We start from the raw sequence: 16,111 nt of genomic DNA, 5'->3' as shown, positions 1-16,111 counted from the left end.
TTTTATGATTTATACTTCAATAGATTCTGTGAATTTTAATAATGGAATAACTTTCACTGTATGAAATGAAAGTTGGTTAAAAAGCTTATGGGTCTTTAGCATTTCAATCGCTGCATCAGCCGTAACAACACCTTGTTCATAAAGCCGGATTGTTGCATATAACTGGTCATTGGCAACGGGTCCCATTATTAAATCATAGCTGTTTTTTCCTTTTCCTCTGCGGTTATTAACTACAAACTCCAGCCACTCTTTTGTAGCCCCATCAAATCGAAGGACTGAAAACTCTCTATCAAGAATATTATCGGGGACTTCATAAACTGAAACGACCGCTTTTTTACCATGTTCCCGATTTCTTTTGAGTATTGCCCACTTCTTAGCCTGTTCAAAATTAGTTGTCGTATAGAATCCTTTTCCAAAGTCAGTAGCTTTACGCCCTTTCTGTATATTAGGGGATTTGACGGTAACTGTTGAGCCGTGATATAGTTTCATGCCTTTTTATTGATATAAGTTATTATAGTATCTAATATATACTCTGTATCTTGTGTGTGCAGCATTTCAAAATTTTCATATAGAAATTCAAAAACGCCATGATTGGAAAACAGCAAAAGAGTTTCTTTAGCACTTATATTTTTAGTTTCCCTGTAATTTTCAGCACAAAACATTTGAAAAAGCAATATCTTTGGATTGTCCTTTTGTACTTTCTTCTGTTCTGTTTTCTCTTTTTCTAATGCTTCATAAAGTGATAATGTACTTGAATACCATAGTTTTGTGTTCTCGTCCAATAATGCCTTGTACAAATTGGAAGAATATATATAGTATAACGCATCTTCTAAAGGTAGCGTTTTTCTTTTCATGACTGTATCAACCAATTCTCTCATAACAAATGGGAGCATAGCCGAACCAAGTTCATTTTGATATGTTTGATTAGTTTCCATAACTATTTATTTTCTAATTTTATATAGCTATCTTGCTGATGTCTTTAGCAAAGATAGAGAAAAAACAATCATCATAGACCTATTGTATTGATTAGTTTGTAAATAGGTTCTTTGTATTTCTTTAGATTTTTAATTTGTATAACATACTTATTGATTCCTAACTCATTAAAGATTTCTGCGTACATTTTTATTATGGATTTTCTGTAGTAGATGGTTAATCCTACTATTGCAATGCAAATAAAAATCAAATAGACTAGTTCACTATACGCATAGATTGCTAATACAAAAATTCCACCCATAGCCCATAAAAAGCTACTTAAAAGAAATCTTAAGATATTCATGATTTTGTTTGCTGTTCTTTATACTGGCAGCCAAACCAGCTTTAAAAGTTTATTTATCTCTTTATTTTCAATACTCAAAGATAGTAATTTTCTATAAATGTCGCAAATAATAGGACAATTATTTTTGTTAAAAATGGTTTTAGGTTTATAGACTGCCGAAGTTTTATTTTTCCCTAAAGTTTTTGGTATCATAATAATGTTCTCTTATCGTCCATGCCGGGCAGAACCCGGAAAAGTACGGTATCAAATACCTTCCCGGTTTCTCTCCAGTGCAGGCAGAAAAGGTATCAATTAGATGCAATCCTTTTGCTGATGGGCGATAGTTCCTGAATGGTGTCGGTATCGTTTCTTTTATGATGCAGCCGTTTTTCTGTATTCAGATATAGAGAGAAACGACACAAAGAACTTTAGGGAAAAGAAGATTCTTCGTGTTGCTCTTTCTGGAAGTGGAGTATATTAATCATATATTATATGTTTATAGGTTCATATATTATATATTCATATATTATTTATATATAGTGTTTTCTCTTTGTTCTTTTTCCCTAATGTTTTATGGTATCAATTTTTTGTGTCCGGCTTCCGGCAGCTTTTTGTATTTGGTATCAAAAGGTCGTTCTGCAGGGTGTGCCAGGAATGATAATTCGGTATCATTTCATCATGCCATGTTTGCCCATCAGTGCCGGAACTCCGAAAAGTACGGTATCAATTTCTTTCCAGACTATAAAACAAAGACCGAGAGTTTTACCTCCCGGTCTTTGTTAATAGAAATCTCTCTTTTTAATATTCATCATTTGTGATAAATATTTCTACTCTCCTATTTTTAGCACGTCCAGCTTCACTTGTATTGTCTGCAATGGGTTCGCTATATCCTTTTCCATCTTCTGTTATGTTGTTTGTTTCTATACCAGCGGTTCTAAGGTAATTTCCTACTGCTGCTGCTCTATTTTTAGAAAGTATGATATTGTATTGTTTTTCTCCTATATTGTCAGTATGCCCAATTATTTTAATCTTAGTATTGGGTATTTCACTAATGATATTACATAAGTCAGAAAGCATTTTTTGAGCTTCTTCATTTAATTCATATGAATCAAATTTGAATAGGATTTCACTTTGAGCTGTTGCTTTAAACTGTTCTTTTCCATTTTTATCTTTATAGCTGGAGATTGATAAGCCATCAATAGCTTTTAGTTTATTTCTTCTAGCTTCTATCTTTTCTTGGATAGCTTTATCTCTTTCCTCTTTAACTAATTTTGCACTTCCACCAACTATTGAAGCGGTTGAATAGTTACTATTATTTTCTATCATGTCTTTTTCTTTGTCGCTTAGTTCAGCGTTACTGAAAGTTATCATATGCGTTGAAGTACATGCGGTAAAAAATGTAACAACGAAGGCTGCTAGTATAATTATTTTCTTTTTCATGATTATCTTATTGCTATAATAGGTCTGATTTTAAATGAATTTCTTTTGCTTGTACTGGTTGCTCTTCCTTTTGTTAATGAAGAAATTAGTGCAAACACTTTAGGAGTATCTTTTCCTGCTCCATCTTCTGTAGAACTCCAGTACCAACCATCAAAGTGCGTTCCTCCAATGATTGAGAAAGAAGAATATACCTTTTCAAGATTATTAGAGATTGCTTTGTTTTGTGCGATAGAGCCAATAAACCAACCTGTAACACCTTTTGGTGCGTATTCTATAGCTTTTTGAGCTGCTGGATAAGCTAAACTATCTTTTATAGCAAAGTTCATTATTGCGGCAGTATTAGCTGCTCCATCAAAGCTGTTTTCATCTTCCGAAACATTAGCTATATCCTCGTCTGTATCTATTAAAGGATTTTCTTCTAAATCTTCTAATGAAACGGCATAAGCGGTTTCTTTTATATCAGGATTATTCCCATCATTACACCAAAATACAACTCCAATGGCTTCTTTTTCATTGGGTGAAAAAAGTGAGGGATGCACTATACTTCCATCACTACATAAGATACTACCCGGCTGTAATGATGTGTCTATAATATCTTCGTGTTTTGTACATGATGATATTACCCCTATAATGGATAATAGAATTATATATATTTTTTTCATACTTAATTATTTATTGGAAATTTGACACCTACTAATAATCCATTTCGGAAATGGTCACGTGTCCAAAAGACAAAATCATTTTTTTGCATTACAAAGACTTGCATTCCATTTCTAAATGAATAGCTATATTCTAAACCTATATCAATGGAAGCCTGAAACCCTTTTCTGTTAGCTCCTAAATCTGCTCCAAACCGCCATCTTAAATTACTGTTTTTGCCTCGTGAGATTGTAGGTTTATATGCTGCACCTATGCCGAATGTTTTATAGCTCCAGAAACTATCAGAGCATACCTTATTACATACCGGGCATTTATCATATGCTGTAGCTAAATCAATATATAGTTCATAAGCATTGTGATATTTACCTTCAAACTCCAGCCCTACAACTGCATTGACGGTATTTTTCCATTGCCAACCTCCTGAAATATTAAAAAACTTATCACCATCACCAGCCATTGACTTTAGGGAAAAAAATAAGGTGATAACAAGAAATGCTATTCTTTTCATAATCGTAAAATTTTATTCAGTAAAAGCATCTGCATGAAGAATGTCTGCATAATCAATTCTTAATGTTATAGTACGTCCTGAAATCTGTTTTTCAGATATTTCTATGGTAAGAACTTTTTCGTCTGGGAAAGTAAATTTTTCAAAGACAAAAATATTTCGATAGTTCTTCTTGAAAACAAGATTCTTATTAACTTGCATCAATGGAAGTATTTCTATAGATTGAAAATTAGTAGCCTTTGTTTGTTTTTTATCTTCTATTTTGAAGCGTATTTGGTCTATATCATATCGTATTTTTGTTTTATTAATCATAGAAATATCAATAAAGAAATACTTATCTAATGTGTAGATATTGTTTAGTACAATTTTCATTAGGTTACTTTTACTGGAAACATCATAGAATTTATTTTTTGAAATAAACATTCTATGTGCGTAATCATACATTTGTGCTTTGGTTAAGTTCACTTCTGGATTCATATAGCTACGTAAATCAGCATAAGGGATATTAAAGCGAGTGTATGCTTTTGCTAAATCGCTACTATATACTAGCATATATTGTACGAAAAATCTTTCTGTAACAATGGTGATAACTCCACTAGCTCCTTCTTTTGTGGGCTTTATTCTAAGAGAGTTACCAGTAGGAATATCGCCAACAATATCATTGACTGATATATCAACATATTTTATATCTTCCATAGCTATAAAATGCGTTGAAACATCTTTGTTGACGTATATAACCTTTAGTTCTTCTGGGTTTTCACCTGCAAGCTCGATGTTTTCTCCAATAGGGGTGTTCTGTGCATTTCCTGTAATAACAGAAACCATTGTGCATAATGCAATAAAAATCTTTCTCATATTATTGTTCTTTATCTTTGTTGTTTACTAAAAAAACTTGTGTGTTATATTTTAATTTGGCTTTGTTTTTTTTGATGTTTTTGGAAAGAGCTTGGGTTGTACTACGGTAAGCATCTTGTAAAGCACCTAAAGCGAATTGTTCTACTCCTTCTGATTGGCTGTTCATTTGTATAGTTTGGCTTCCTATTTGCGCTCCAACATCTTTACTCAAATCTCTAAAAGCTGATGAAGGAACAAAGAAACCTTCTTGTCCGTCATTATCATATACAGATAAATCTACTTTCATTTGTCTGCCATCAACCATTATAGAGGAAATATTAATGTGTACTCTTTGAGCTTTAAAGCCAGATACATTCCCATATAGGTAAGTGCCTTTAGTTAAAAGAGCGTCATTAATCATTATATCATCTAGAAGCCGTATGCGTACTCGGCTACCATCTGTTACTTTTAAAGTTTCATCTAATATAGCTGTGATTAGTGAAGTTTTTTGTTCTTTCCCTACAGTATTAAAATATACTTCTGCGGGATTTTTCGCTTTTACAACTTCTATAGCCTTTTCTTTTGGCTTTTCATCTTGTTTTTTTTGAGGTGTTCTAGGACGTGGATTTTGTAATGAATCTATATAAGCCATTTGCATTTTAAAAAGCTCCATTTCTTCTTGCATCTTGGATTTTTCAGGAGCTTTCCTAGTTTCTGTTTGACTTGATTCATCTATAGTAGGAAATCCTTTTATTTGTTGTTCCAATTCCTTTTCTCGGATTCTAGAAGCTTGATTTAAACTGTCAATTTGCCTTATTTCATCATTGGAGTAAAGAGAACCAGAACTTTCAATTTCGCTAACTTCTTCTTCTTTATCTATGGTTTGTATTGATGAATAATCAGAAGATTTATTGAAAGCTCCTTTGAGTGATTCAAATTTACTTTTTATCTCTCTTTTTTCTAAATTAGCATCAGGAATATCAAGATTTAATTCTTCCGTTTCTACTAATGTAGTTTCTTCTGCTGGGGCAGAGTTTATCATATCCTTAACTAGCCATCCTATCCCTAGAATAAAAGGTAGGATGAGTATCGGAATGATGTACTTAGGCTTTTTAATATCAATCTGTTTCATACGCTATTTATTTAATTTATTGTATAAATTTTTTATTCGTATAGTGTCTTCTGGAGTTAATTTCCCATTTTTTCTTAGCTCATTAATTTCATTTTGCATTTTAATCACTTCTAACAAGTCGTGAACTCCTACTTGTTTTTTTTGTAGGGTACTATCAATGTTAATTTGTACTTTGCTTTTTTCTTCGTTGAAAACTTGCATTGGCTTTCTTTCTGGACGCATTACTAATGATAGAATTGTGACGAAAGAAAGGAATGAAATCGTAATTCCAAACATAGCTTTACGGTGTATATCAGCCCACGCCAATAAGCGTTCACAAGCGTTATTAACTCCGAACTTTTGAAATATTTTAGTAAGAAGAACAACTGTAGCTTGCTCGGCTTTAGTCTTGATACTTTCTTTTCTATCATTCTTTTTATGTTTAAACAGTTTCATTAGAAATTCTTTTTTACTTTATAATCTAGGTCTTTGTTTAGTATCGTTTTCCAATCTGTGATAATAAGTCCATGAGGATTATTTTCAGTACGTGGAATTTGTCTTAATTTCCCTGTAGTTACAAGTTGCCTTTTTAGAATAGAGGTTTCTCGCTCTATACGTTGGATGCCATAGTACTCAAAAGATAGGTTGTTCATGTCCACCTTGATACTATCTGTCATAATTGTTACTGTTGCAGAACTCGCTAATATGGTGTTGAAATATCCTTTTTCTTTTAAATTATTATATTGTTTTAATCCGCTATCATCAATTAGATACATGGCTTTTTCCATGTTGTATTTTATAAATTCATCGTCTGGTGGTAATGTGAAAAATAAAGTGTGGAATAGATTTATGTGGCTCTTACATTCGACTTCCAAGTTGACTTCTGTACCAGTTTGTTTTACTAGTACAGGGACATCATTATCCAAAACATATATTTTTTTTCTTTCAGCTTTTACTAAAGAGAAACAAAAGGCTAGTACCATACCTGAAATAACTATACTAGTTGCAAAACAGCCAATGGATAAAATTCCGGCTAATTTGATTTTATTTTCTAAGTTTTTAATAATCATGATTATGTGAATTTAAAATTTAATGAATCTTTTTACATAGCTGCACTGGCTCCACCTGTAGCCGGAGCTGCTACAGCTTTGGTTGCGATGGCTGCTCCTCCAACCATGCCTCCTACTGCTTGCCCTACTCCAGTTGTACTTACAATCCATGTAGAAACAAAAGGTATTGTAAGCATGGCAAATGCTCCAAGTAATGCTGTAAGAAGGAAGCTATTGACACCTCCAGAGGTCATTCCGACATACATGACAAATGCAGCTTCATTTCTAAGCGCATATTCTAAAATTTCAATTTCTCTTTCTATCCCATATTGCATTACTACTAAAGAAATTGATAATACTATATATGCAATACATGAATATAAACTAACACTGACAAAACGAGCTATCCATTGTATATAAGCATCCCGAAATGCAGGTAAAACAGAGAATGCAAAAGCTAGTGGACCAAGAATAACTAATATTCCTGTGAATATGATTTGTAGGAAAAAGACAAAATAGGTACATACTTGCCAAAAAGTAACGACAATAAATTCAATGATATTAAACATTATCATTTTAACCTTAGCGACTACATATACATATAATCCAGCTATCTTGTCTCCAATAGCTGAGAAGTCTATACTAAAATCATACCATTTCTTATCCTTAACTTCATTTTCGGCTCTTTCAACTTCTAATGAAGTATGTAATAACTCTACTGCTACGCTATCAATGAGTGCATATCTATTACGAGAAAGTAATTCTACTTCTTCTATCTGATTCGTAAACATAGCCTTGCTTCGTGCTGTTAATAACTCTCCGGGATAACTGATTAGATTAATAAAGGGAATCCAGAACATAAGAACCAATCCCAGTGCGAATGGACGCAATAACGGGATAATCTCTAATTTTTTATCTCCACTCATCATTTTGAAGCTTTCTACTCCAAAATATAACAACATAAAGATTGCTGCCAATGCTTGTGCATCCGCAATAAATTCTCCGAATAGAACAGTTGTTTTATCTCTTAGTCCATCAAATAATTCAAATAAGAATTTATCTATTAACTCATTCATGGCTCATTATTGTTTTATTTATATTATTCAATCTTGTTATTAATGAAAGAACCTCTATTAGTTCTTTATCAAAATCTAAATAGGCTTCCCTTTTTTTAGAGTTACTCATATGTGAATCATGGATTATATCTATGTTCTTTTTTATTCTAGTAACTTCATCAGTTATAACTTCAACATGTTCTTTATTACCGCCATTAGAAGAATATTCGACAAGTTTTTTATTTATATCATTAAGAATATCATTTCTACGATTTTTAGTTAAAGTATATTGATAATCAATTTCTTTATCTCCAAATTTGAAGAGTTCCTGTCTATATATGGTATCAACATTATACCCTTCTTTTTCTGTTTCTGATTTATTGTACTCTACGGCTGCCATCATGGGAATTTCTTGTAACTGGAAATTACGTCTATCTTCCTTCCCGTATTTGTCGTGTAACCCTAAGCCCGGCAAAGGAATTTTAATACCCAAAACCTTTTTATACCATATCCAGTAATGATACCATTCTGGTTGTAGTCGTACTCTATCCATAAATTCCATATTATTAAGCACGCTCCATTTCCCTTTATCCTTTACAGGCATTTGGGAATAGGTATTAGAAGTACCAATAATCAACATTAGGGAAAAAAATAAAAGCACTCTTTTCATATTATCTTTTAGGTTTTACTTTATAATTCTGTAATAAATCATCAACTAATTTTGAACGATTATCTTTGTATTTAAATACCCCCGGAGCTAATGTTTGTAATACTCCATTTCTTTTTGCTGTTTTCATCTGTCGGCATACAGCGTATGCTATACCTCTCATGTTTCTTAGTTCATTAATAACATACTTAAGCAAGTCTATTCTTTGCTTATTATCCATAAGGTTTACATCTGTCCCGACAATAGCGACCTGATAAATGTATTGTGTCAAATCCGCAGTGCGATTTACTAATTCTAGCTCTGTTTTTGCTGACACCAATAATAAAGCCGGGTCACCTACAGCAAGTTCAACCATTTGTTTTTGATATTTACCAATATCTGCTGCAATATCAGTGCAGTAGATAATATCTTTTCCTGTTTTTATGATGGCTTCTACAGATTTTAGGCTATTATAAAATTTGCTTTGGAAAAATTCAATCTGAACCATTTTTTCACTGATTTGTTTTTGTATAAGGCTTATTTGAGCTTCATTCTCTTTCACTTTAGAGAAAGAAGTATGTTGCACCTTATGATTAGCTATAAGTGTTTCCATACAGGTTATATCCAAGACTGCCTTTTGCGAATATGCAACTTGGGTTAAAGTAGATGCTACCACTAAAATAAATAGGATTTTCTTCATGATATTATCTTTAACGGTTTGTAATCCATTTGTATTTATCTAGGATATACTTATATAATGGTTGTTCCCCTATGATGTTAAGTATATCTTTTAGGCTTCCATCATCGGAGTGATACCCTAGTACCTTATTGACTTGTAAAACCCAATCCATATTTTTTAATTTGGAAGATTTTAGGTCTATTATAAAATTATCCAATCCTGTTTGGAAACTACCATAAATGATATGATAATATCCAACAGCATCTTTTTCAATTCGTTCTGTAGTAAATGTGAAATATTCGTGTAGAGAAACCTCTACTCCAAATACATTTCCATAATTTCCTCTTTTTATAAATACTTCATTAAACCGATTACGGTTTTCTTTATTGGGAAGTTGATTTATGGTAAATATTTGCTTTTGATTTACTTCCGTTAGGGATAAAAGATTTGCTATTTCTTGATATTTGTCTATAAATTTACTTTGGTCTAATAGGCATATAATATCGGAGTTGCTGATTATAGAGTTTTTGACTACAGGATTACTAATTATGTCCTCCAGTTCTTGAGTAACAACCATTGCCATACCCCAAAATTTACGAACTGTTTTATACAAATAGAGTATATAGCCAGCCATCATAGGGCTAGCTATGGCTTTCCATGCTTCTTCAATTATTAATGCCTTTCTGTTCTTTTTTAATCTCATTTTTTGAATAAAAACGTCCATAATAATTAAGGTTACTATTGGAAATAATTCAGGGTCATCTTTAATTGCATCAATTTCAAAAACTATAAAGGGTTCTTCAAAAAGGGAAGTGTCAAAATCCTCATTAAGAGTTTTTTCTAACTGTCCTCCTTTGTAGAATTTTTTTAATAGAAACTTATAGTTAGTAATATCAAAATCAATTTTGTTCTCTTTGCAAATGATAGGTATAATGCGTAGGGAAAATTCGTAGAAAGAGTTAAAAGATAAGCTTTCAACTTTTATTTCTTTCAATATATCTTCCTTCTTCTGGATTCGTCTTTCTATTATAGAAAGTAATCTAGTTTCAGGATTATCAAGCTCTTGGCGTGTAAAGCCTTTTTCGATGAGAATGTTTTGTATCGCTTTTTCTGCGTTGGTTTTTTCTCCGCCTTCTCCTTTTTCTACTAGTTGCTGTAATTTCTCTATTTTTTCGGAAAGTATCTTGCGTTCTTCTTTTTCCCTTTCGTTTTCAAATTCTTCTTCATTGACTTGAAATTCGAGTAGTAAATTTTCACGTATGGCTTCTTTTTCCGCATCTGAATAACCATTAAAGGGATGAAAGTAGAAAGAATAGTATTTTTCTATGGTAATATCCATAATTTCTTCTTCTTGCTTTTTGACCTCACCATTTGCACCTTTCCATATCAGGAAAATTAATGATTTAAGAAAGTTTTTCTTTTCTACATTATACTCTTCTTCAGTAATTCGGAAAGGATTCATAGATATAGGCTTGCTTTCAGAATAAGTAATGTATTTGCCATGATAGTATTCGCACATTCCTGAATAACTATGCCCTGTATCTACCAATACAATATCAGTGTTATCTAAAACCCATTGTCTTACTTTGGAGTTGACATAGAAAGACTTACCAGAACCACTTGGACCTAAAACAAAGAAGTTGGAGTTATTTGTATATTTTTTCTCACCTTCTTTCCCGGACATATCTATTCCAACAGGCAATCCTTGTCTGTCTGTAAAATAAGTAAGAAAAGGGCTGTTTTCTGTTACTTGTAATTTTTCCTTGAACAAAAGACAAATTGCAGCATCGGAAGTTGTTAGAAATTTGTCATAACTGTTTAGGTTGATTGCGTTTCCTGGCAGTGCACATTCGAATAATTCTAATTGGTTGAAGCATTGTTTATTAATAATAATGCCACAATCAAAAAGAGATGTTTCAACATAGTTGATAGCCTTACTAATATCATCAAGACCAGCAAGAATTATATTATAATGTGCATATACAAGCATTTGCCCTTCTCTGGCAATATCCGACTGCACTCGTTCTATGTCTTCTACACATAAATCATTTGCAGGGTCAGGCATTCCTTTATGTTTTTTCTTTTTGCCTTCTAATTTGTTTGCTTCGTTTCGTTGGTCTGGAATATTTATTACTTGATTATAGATAATTGTGTCTATACCTGGTGTATCATGCAAAAAAGAGAGTAAGTCAACAGGAAACCTTAGCCCAATATTGACCTCTTTATATGGTTTTATAACAGAAGGAAAATTAACTTCGTCAATATCTACAAGAGAAATGCACTGTACGTTTTTTTCTCCAATTATAAGATTTTCTTCTCTTGCTTTGATATTTTTTAGGCTTACTGTTTGCTGATTGAAATTGATAGATAGAAATCTTTTTATATATATTTCTATTTCATTTTCATTTAATAGTTTAGCTCTTATTCCTCTGTTAGCGAATAGTCCTAATACTTTTGTGATGTTTCTAATAAAAGTATCAAACCTTCGAGGGTCAAAAGAAAAGAATTTAGACCTTTCTACTTCTCCTGTAATAACAAGATAAGTAGAAATATCAGTATATATTCGTCCTTTAAAATGTTCAAAATAACGATTTGATAAATAGTCGTTCTTCCTATTCTGGGGTGGTAAAAATGATTTTTTACATAGAATATCCTGTTTTTGTATTGTATATCCAGTTCCTAATACTTTGAGGATATTAGTAAATAAGTGGTGAAAATCATAGTAAGCATCCATATCTGCTGAATACTGTATTATAGGATTTTCACATTTAATGATAACAGAATAGTCGCCCCTTCGGTTATAGAATATAGGAGTATTGTCTATTGTTTCAATACCAATATAAGGAGCTTCAAATTCACTTTTCTTTTTCATAAGCTTTATTTTTTTCTATCTCTTATAAAAGTGCGTGATACTATATATATGCCTTTTCGTTTATCTTTCCTGTGAAGCCCTTTTCTTTGTAATTGCGATGTTATTCCTAACCCTCCAAACATAACTATTACAAGAGTTATACCTCCCCACATAAAAGAAGCCAGAGTAGAAACAATAGCACATAAAAGTAAAGCACTAATAATACAAGCTCCACCGATATATATGAACTTGCCTTTAAATCCTTTGAAAATAAGGGGCTTTTGTAGCCCCTTATATACATTGTAACTTGGATACTCTTTCGACATATTAGATTCCGAAGAATGCTTTTACGACAACACCTGATACAACCAGAAAGATACATGACCCCATCCAGCCCATAACAGCCTTTTGTACATCTTGGTCACCAGAGTTCCATTTTAAATAAACTCGCACTGCTCCAACTAATCCTACTAGACCTCCTAGTATCATCATCATGTTTCCTAGGGGGTCCATGTAGGTTGCAAGTTCAGAACTAGCTGCATCAATTCCCGCAGCACCTTGTGCAAAAGTGTTAGTTACTACCATTATGCTAATGGCTAAAGCGAATGCTCTTTGAGCAATTTTTGAAAAAAACTTTTTCATTTGAATAAAAATTAGTTGTTTATTTGTTAAAATTTACGTGTGAAAACATGCTTTTCCCTTTAGCAAGAAGTTGTTCCATTGGAATACCTTGTGTTTCAACTTCCATTTCAATAGATTCATTTACAGATACATAATTCTGTTCAGATTCTTTTTTTTCATCTTCTTTTTCGTATGAGCCTGTTTCAAAATCTTCATCTACAACTTTGTGAGGTATTTCTTCTTCCTCTCCTATTGAAATAATTTCTTCTTCTTCACCTGTATTGGTTTTGCTTTGCTTTAGGAAAGCATCATACAGGATGTTTGCAGCGTAGTAAACTACATAAATGGCAAATACAGCCATGATAAATTGTGAATAACTCATATTCTTAAATTTAAAAGTTTCATTAATCGACCCTTTTTCTGTACTTTTGATTTATAATAGTACTAGAGGTAATAACAGGGGGGAAAGCCCTAGTTTAAAATAGTTTCGCGAATAGTTGAATTTATGAAACTTGGATTTAAATAAAATGGAGATAATAGGCTACGCTCGTGTTTCAACGAGGGAACAGAATTTAGATTTGCAGCTAGATGCTTTAAAAGAAGCCGGATGCAAACTTATATTTGAGGAAAAAGTATCAGGAGTAAAGGATAGACCCGAATTAGATAAAGCCCTTGCATATTTGCGAGAAGGTGATACTTTTGTTATCTGGAAGCTAGATAGATTAGGACGTTCTTTGAAAGATTTAGTTTATATAGTTGATTGTTTGCAGAAAAGAAAAATTGCATTCAAAAGCATAGTTGATGGTATTGATACTAATAGTGCTTTAGGAAGATGTCAATTTGGAATTTTTGCTTCATTGGCTGAATATGAACGTGAAATAATAGTAGAACGAACTAGGGCTGGATTACAAGCTGCAAAAGAACGAGGGAAACTTACGGGACGACCTATAGGGTTATCGGAAGATGCAAAGAGAAAAGCTATAGCAGCAAAGCGTTTATATGAAAATCGGGATTATTCTATAGATGAAATATGTAGAATTTTACACATTGGAAGTAAGGCTACTTTGTATAGGTATTTACGTTATGAAAAAGTAAGATTGATGAATAGAAGAAATAAATAGGGCGTTACCTTTCAGGTCGGGCTTTCCGCTGCAATCCCTAACGCATTTTCCCACCCACCCTTCTAAGGTATATCCAATGCTTTGCTTTTTTCACCGCTTCTATGAAGCACCTACAAAAGCAAGGCATTGGATATTCGGTTTTATAGACTTCATGTTCCCTAAAGGGAATATTCCGTTTATAAAACCTTATCTCTCACCCAAAATATATAAAACTTTAGGGAAAAGATAATACGTTAAAAATCAGCCGATTATAAACTATTTTTAACAAAAATAATTGTCTTATTATTTGCGACATTTATAGAAAATTACTATCTTTGAGTATTGAAAATAAAGAGATAAATAAACTTTTAAAGCTGGTTTGGCTGCCAGTATAAAGAACAGCAAACAAAATTATGAAATCTACTTTTGATAAAAATGCAGAGAAGTTTGTAAACCTTATGGTTGAAAAAATTGAAAGCTTGTCTATGAATTGGCAAAAACCTTGGTTCTCTAAAGTCAACTCTAAACAGAACTTTTTACCACAAAATTTAACAGGTCGTACTTATAGTGGTGGAAACGCTTTTTTACTTTATTTTTTGTGTGAAAAATATAATTATCAAACTCCTGTTTTTTTGACATTCAATCAAGCACGAAACGAAGGTATTAATGTTCTAAAAGGTGCTGTTGCTTTTCCTGTTTATTATACATTATTTTGTGCTTATCATCGTCAGACAAATGAAAAAATTTCATATGATGAATATAACAAATTATCAGAAGAAGAACAAAAAGAATACCGTTTAGCAGCTTATACAAAATATTTCCAAGTTTTTAATTTAGACCAAACAAACTTTGCGGAAAAATATCCCAATAGATGGGATATATTAAAGGCTAAATTTTCAGGAGAGGAACAGCCACAAGAAGAGAAAGAAATGTATGTAAATCCAATACTTGATGAAATGAATAAGAATCAAAATTGGGTATGTCCTATTCAAACGGTTTCTAGTGATAGTGCGTTTTATTCAATATCAAATGATAGCATTACTTTACCTTTAAAGAGCCAATTTAAGGACGGAGAAAGTTTTTATGGTACAGAATTACATGAAATGGGACATAGTACAGGTGTTAAAAATAGACTAAATCGAAAAGGATTTTATGAAAATGATAAATTCAATTATGGGCGTGAAGAACTTGTAGCAGAATTAATATCGGCTTTGTCTGGTGTATATTTGGGTATTTCTGTAACCGTCAGAGAAGAAAATGCGGCTTATTTAAAATCATGGTGCAAAGCAATAAAAGAAGAACCTAAATTTTTATTTACTGTATTGGCAGATGCTATTAAAGGTAGTAAATTCATAGCCCAGCATCTAAATATAAGGCTAGATGTGGAAGAAGTTGAAGAAGAGAAAAATACAAAGGTTGCTTAAAGGTTCCTTCCCCCCTCATTGGGGGGAGTTCTTTTTTCAAACGCCAAAAAAGAACCAAAAAGGCTTAATCGCTTCACTTTGTTACGCTCCAATAGTTTTGCTATCGGTAAACCCACCCACCCTTCTAAGGTATGTTTCTTTATCCCTTCTGCAATCCTTAGTAAAGTTCCACTACCTTTTAGGTAACTCCACTTTAGTAAGCATTGCAGAAGCGGAAACATGACGCAAATTAAAATACATTCTCACTTTGAGAATACATTTTAATGCGTCTTGTTGTCTAACCCAATAAGAACTATAGGGAAAGAAATTGATACCGTACTTTTCGGAGTTCCGGCACTGATGGGTAAACATGGCATGATGAAATGATACCGAATTATCATTCCTGGCACACCCTGCAGAACGACCTTTTGATACCAAATACAAAAAGCAGCCGGAAGCCGGACGCAAAAAATTGATACCATAAAACATTAGGGAAAAAGAACAGGAACAAAATACAATATTATATATATAAATAATATGTGAATATATAATATATAAACAAACAATATATAATATGTGATTAACACGCTTCACTTCCAGAGTTCCAGAAAGAGCCACACGAAAAATCTTCTTTTCCCTAAAGTTCCTTGTGTCGTTTCTCTCTATACTTGAATACAGGAAAACGGCTGCATCATAAAAGAAACGATACTGACACCATTCAGGAACTACCGCCCATCGGTAAAAGGATTGCATCTAATTGATACCTTTTCTGCCTGCACTGGAGAGAAACCGGGAAGGTATTTGATACCGTACTTTTCCGGGTTCTGCCCGGCATGGACGATAAGAGAACATTATTATGATACCAAAAACTTTAGGGAAAAATAAAACCTCGGCAGTCTATA

18 protein-coding genes are annotated in these 16,111 nt (G+C 32.6%); 2 read left to right on the top strand and 16 right to left on the bottom strand.

Annotated elements, in window-relative coordinates; translation table 11 throughout:
* Positions 1-9: 9 nt before the first annotated feature.
* The 16 genes from BACINT_RS01850 to BACINT_RS01765 form a co-directional block, all read right to left on the bottom strand.
* Positions 10-489, bottom strand: a complete 480-nt coding sequence (locus BACINT_RS01850; RefSeq protein WP_005647329.1) for a DUF3990 domain-containing protein — start codon at positions 487-489, stop codon at positions 10-12.
* Positions 486-935 carry a DUF3791 domain-containing protein gene (locus tag BACINT_RS01845; protein WP_004295329.1) on the bottom strand — a complete coding sequence of 150 codons (450 nt, stop codon included), beginning with the start codon at positions 933-935 and terminating at the stop codon, positions 486-488. Before BACINT_RS01845 ends, BACINT_RS01850 begins: the two co-directional genes overlap by 4 nt.
* 1,118 nt (positions 936-2,053) lie before the next feature.
* On the bottom strand, positions 2,054-2,695 hold the full coding sequence (locus BACINT_RS01830) for an OmpA family protein (protein ID WP_007559135.1): 642 nt from the start codon (positions 2,693-2,695) through the stop codon (positions 2,054-2,056).
* Positions 2,696-2,697: 2 nt separating this feature from the next.
* Positions 2,698-3,357: a hypothetical protein gene (locus tag BACINT_RS01825; RefSeq protein ID WP_007559134.1), complete on the bottom strand. Its 660-nt coding sequence runs from the start codon at positions 3,355-3,357 to the stop codon at positions 2,698-2,700.
* 2 nt (positions 3,358-3,359) lie between these two features.
* On the bottom strand, positions 3,360-3,863 hold the full coding sequence (locus tag BACINT_RS01820; protein ID WP_007559132.1) for a hypothetical protein: 504 nt from the start codon (positions 3,861-3,863) through the stop codon (positions 3,360-3,362).
* 12 nt (positions 3,864-3,875) lie between these two features.
* The gene (traN, locus tag BACINT_RS01815) at positions 3,876-4,715 is read right to left on the bottom strand and encodes a conjugative transposon protein TraN (protein WP_004295380.1); all 840 of its coding nucleotides are present in this window, start codon (positions 4,713-4,715) and stop codon (positions 3,876-3,878) included.
* Position 4,716: 1 nt separating this feature from the next.
* Entirely contained in the window at positions 4,717-5,826 is a 1,110-nt protein-coding gene (gene traM / locus BACINT_RS01810; protein ID WP_007559128.1) for a conjugative transposon protein TraM, read from the bottom strand.
* A 3-nt stretch (positions 5,827-5,829) separates the two neighbouring features.
* A complete protein-coding gene (locus BACINT_RS01805; RefSeq protein WP_007559125.1) occupies positions 5,830-6,261 on the bottom strand; it encodes a hypothetical protein in 432 nt (143 codons plus the stop codon).
* Entirely contained in the window at positions 6,261-6,875 is a 615-nt protein-coding gene (traK, locus tag BACINT_RS01800) for a conjugative transposon protein TraK (protein ID WP_005647312.1), read from the bottom strand. Before traK ends, BACINT_RS01805 begins: the two co-directional genes overlap by 1 nt.
* A 32-nt stretch (positions 6,876-6,907) precedes the next feature.
* Positions 6,908-7,930: a plasmid transfer protein gene (locus BACINT_RS01795; protein WP_007559121.1), complete on the bottom strand. Its 1,023-nt coding sequence runs from the start codon at positions 7,928-7,930 to the stop codon at positions 6,908-6,910.
* On the bottom strand, positions 7,923-8,579 hold the full coding sequence (locus BACINT_RS01790; protein WP_007559119.1) for a hypothetical protein: 657 nt from the start codon (positions 8,577-8,579) through the stop codon (positions 7,923-7,925). The genes BACINT_RS01795 and BACINT_RS01790 overlap by 8 nt, the downstream gene beginning before the upstream one ends.
* Before the next feature lies 1 nt (position 8,580).
* Entirely contained in the window at positions 8,581-9,255 is a 675-nt protein-coding gene (locus tag BACINT_RS01785; RefSeq protein WP_004295374.1) for a hypothetical protein, read from the bottom strand.
* Between the two features lie 10 nt (positions 9,256-9,265).
* Positions 9,266-12,106 carry a TraG/VirB4 family ATPase gene (locus BACINT_RS01780; RefSeq protein WP_007660146.1) on the bottom strand — a complete coding sequence of 947 codons (2,841 nt, stop codon included), beginning with the start codon at positions 12,104-12,106 and terminating at the stop codon, positions 9,266-9,268.
* 5 nt (positions 12,107-12,111) lie between these two features.
* Entirely contained in the window at positions 12,112-12,411 is a 300-nt protein-coding gene (locus BACINT_RS01775; protein WP_004295371.1) for a hypothetical protein, read from the bottom strand.
* Position 12,412: 1 nt separating this feature from the next.
* Positions 12,413-12,727: a DUF4134 domain-containing protein gene (locus BACINT_RS01770; protein ID WP_004295370.1), complete on the bottom strand. Its 315-nt coding sequence runs from the start codon at positions 12,725-12,727 to the stop codon at positions 12,413-12,415.
* 19 nt (positions 12,728-12,746) lie between these two features.
* Entirely contained in the window at positions 12,747-13,088 is a 342-nt protein-coding gene (locus tag BACINT_RS01765) for a hypothetical protein (protein ID WP_007559113.1), read from the bottom strand.
* Between the two features lie 145 nt (positions 13,089-13,233).
* On the opposite strand from BACINT_RS01765, the gene BACINT_RS01760 reads away from it, so the two are divergent.
* Both BACINT_RS01760 and BACINT_RS01755 read left to right on the top strand, forming a co-directional pair.
* Positions 13,234-13,827, top strand: a complete 594-nt coding sequence (locus BACINT_RS01760; RefSeq protein ID WP_007559111.1) for a recombinase family protein — start codon at positions 13,234-13,236, stop codon at positions 13,825-13,827.
* 392 nt (positions 13,828-14,219) lie between these two features.
* Positions 14,220-15,230, top strand: a complete 1,011-nt coding sequence (locus BACINT_RS01755) for an ArdC family protein (protein WP_005780952.1) — start codon at positions 14,220-14,222, stop codon at positions 15,228-15,230.
* The last annotated feature ends 881 nt before the right edge of the window (positions 15,231-16,111 follow it).

The organism is Bacteroides intestinalis DSM 17393 (genome assembly GCF_000172175.1).
GTDB lineage: Bacteria > Bacteroidota > Bacteroidia > Bacteroidales > Bacteroidaceae > Bacteroides > Bacteroides intestinalis.
The sequence above is the reverse complement of the archived record's forward strand: the minus strand, read 5'-3'. Positions and strand labels throughout refer to the sequence as shown.

Excerpts from the sequence above, each read along its gene's own strand:
- BACINT_RS01850 (WP_005647329.1), bottom strand. The coding sequence starts at position 489 with ATGAAACTATATCACGGCTCAACAGTTACCGTCAAATCCCCTAATATA.
- BACINT_RS01845 (WP_004295329.1), bottom strand. The coding sequence starts at position 935 with ATGGAAACTAATCAAACATATCAAAATGAACTTGGTTCGGCTATGCTC.
- BACINT_RS01830 (WP_007559135.1), bottom strand. The coding sequence starts at position 2,695 with ATGAAAAAGAAAATAATTATACTAGCAGCCTTCGTTGTTACATTTTTT.
- BACINT_RS01825 (WP_007559134.1), bottom strand. The coding sequence starts at position 3,357 with ATGAAAAAAATATATATAATTCTATTATCCATTATAGGGGTAATATCA.
- BACINT_RS01820 (WP_007559132.1), bottom strand. The coding sequence starts at position 3,863 with ATGAAAAGAATAGCATTTCTTGTTATCACCTTATTTTTTTCCCTAAAG.
- traN (WP_004295380.1), bottom strand. The coding sequence starts at position 4,715 with ATGAGAAAGATTTTTATTGCATTATGCACAATGGTTTCTGTTATTACA.
- traM (WP_007559128.1), bottom strand. The coding sequence starts at position 5,826 with ATGAAACAGATTGATATTAAAAAGCCTAAGTACATCATTCCGATACTC.
- BACINT_RS01805 (WP_007559125.1), bottom strand. The coding sequence starts at position 6,261 with ATGAAACTGTTTAAACATAAAAAGAATGATAGAAAAGAAAGTATCAAG.
- traK (WP_005647312.1), bottom strand. The coding sequence starts at position 6,875 with ATGATTATTAAAAACTTAGAAAATAAAATCAAATTAGCCGGAATTTTA.
- BACINT_RS01795 (WP_007559121.1), bottom strand. The coding sequence starts at position 7,930 with ATGAATGAGTTAATAGATAAATTCTTATTTGAATTATTTGATGGACTA.
- BACINT_RS01790 (WP_007559119.1), bottom strand. The coding sequence starts at position 8,579 with ATGAAAAGAGTGCTTTTATTTTTTTCCCTAATGTTGATTATTGGTACT.
- BACINT_RS01785 (WP_004295374.1), bottom strand. The coding sequence starts at position 9,255 with ATGAAGAAAATCCTATTTATTTTAGTGGTAGCATCTACTTTAACCCAA.
- BACINT_RS01780 (WP_007660146.1), bottom strand. The coding sequence starts at position 12,106 with ATGAAAAAGAAAAGTGAATTTGAAGCTCCTTATATTGGTATTGAAACA.
- BACINT_RS01775 (WP_004295371.1), bottom strand. The coding sequence starts at position 12,411 with ATGTCGAAAGAGTATCCAAGTTACAATGTATATAAGGGGCTACAAAAG.
- BACINT_RS01770 (WP_004295370.1), bottom strand. The coding sequence starts at position 12,727 with ATGAAAAAGTTTTTTTCAAAAATTGCTCAAAGAGCATTCGCTTTAGCC.
- BACINT_RS01765 (WP_007559113.1), bottom strand. The coding sequence starts at position 13,088 with ATGAGTTATTCACAATTTATCATGGCTGTATTTGCCATTTATGTAGTT.
- BACINT_RS01760 (WP_007559111.1), top strand. The coding sequence starts at position 13,234 with ATGGAGATAATAGGCTACGCTCGTGTTTCAACGAGGGAACAGAATTTA.
- BACINT_RS01755 (WP_005780952.1), top strand. The coding sequence starts at position 14,220 with ATGAAATCTACTTTTGATAAAAATGCAGAGAAGTTTGTAAACCTTATG.